This is a genomic window from Streptomyces sp. NPDC048291 (assembly GCF_043201715.1).
In the GTDB taxonomy this organism is placed as follows: Bacteria; Actinomycetota; Actinomycetes; order Streptomycetales; family Streptomycetaceae; genus Streptomyces.
Genome location: NZ_JBICZC010000040.1, coordinates 1 through 1,373 on the forward strand (window position 1 = coordinate 1; position 1,373 = coordinate 1,373).

Below are 1,373 nucleotides of genomic sequence, written 5' to 3' on the forward strand. Positions count from 1 at the left end.
GTCCCCCCTGCAGTACCATCGGCGCTGTAAGGCTTAGCTTCCGGGTTCGGAATGTAACCGGGCGTTTCCCTCACGCTATGACCACCGAAACACTATGAAACTGTCCAGCCGCACCACGCTGTGGCAACGTGGGGCTGTTCGTGGTTTCAGAACCAACACAGTGGACGCGAGCAACTGAGGACAAGCCCTCGGCCTATTAGTACCGGTCACCTCCACCCATTACTGGGCTTCCAGATCCGGCCTATCAACCCAGTCGTCTACTGGGAGCCTTACCCCATCAAGTGGGTGGGAATACTCATCTCGAAGCAGGCTTCCCGCTTAGATGCTTTCAGCGGTTATCCCTCCCGAACGTAGCCAACCAGCCATGCCCTTGGCAGAACAACTGGCACACCAGAGGTTCGTCCGTCCCGGTCCTCTCGTACTAGGGACAGCCCTTCTCAATATTCCTGCGCGCGCAGCGGATAGGGACCGAACTGTCTCACGACGTTCTAAACCCAGCTCGCGTACCGCTTTAATGGGCGAACAGCCCAACCCTTGGGACCGACTCCAGCCCCAGGATGCGACGAGCCGACATCGAGGTGCCAAACCATCCCGTCGATATGGACTCTTGGGGAAGATCAGCCTGTTATCCCCGGGGTACCTTTTATCCGTTGAGCGACGGCGCTTCCACAAGCCACCGCCGGATCACTAGTCCCGACTTTCGTCCCTGCTCGACCCGTCGGTCTCACAGTCAAGCTCCCTTGTGCACTTACACTCAACACCTGATTGCCAACCAGGCTGAGGGAACCTTTGGGCGCCTCCGTTACTCTTTAGGAGGCAACCGCCCCAGTTAAACTACCCATCAGACACTGTCCCTGATCCGGATCACGGACCCAGGTTAGACATCCAGCACGACCAGACTGGTATTTCAACGACGACTCCCCCCGAACTGGCGTCCGGAGTTCACAGTCTCCCAGCTATCCTACACAAGCCGAACCGAACACCAATATCAAACTGTAGTAAAGGTCCCGGGGTCTTTCCGTCCTGCTGCGCGAAACGAGCATCTTTACTCGTAGTGCAATTTCACCGGGCCTATGGTTGAGACAGTCGAGAAGTCGTTACGCCATTCGTGCAGGTCGGAACTTACCCGACAAGGAATTTCGCTACCTTAGGATGGTTATAGTTACCACCGCCGTTTACTGGCGCTTAAGTTCTCAGCTTCGCCACACCGAAATGTGACTAACCGGTCCCCTTAACGTTCCAGCACCGGGCAGGCGTCAGTCCGTATACATCGCCTTACGGCTTCGCACGGACCTGTGTTTTTAGTAAACAGTCGCTTCTCGCTGGTCTCTGCGGCCACCCCCAGCTCGAACAGCAAGTGTTCTCACCAGGTG

At 56.6% G+C, this 1,373-nt stretch carries 2 rRNA genes (1 of these 2 running past the window's edge); both read right to left on the bottom strand.

Annotation, left to right across the window (positions count from 1 at the left end):
• A 5S ribosomal RNA gene (gene rrf, locus ACGF5O_RS48980) occupies positions 1–89 on the bottom strand; the annotation flags it as partial.
• Positions 90–176: 87 nt separating this feature from the next.
• Positions 177–1,373, bottom strand: a 23S ribosomal RNA gene (locus tag ACGF5O_RS48985); its annotated part runs 1,655 nt beyond the window's last position; the annotation flags it as partial.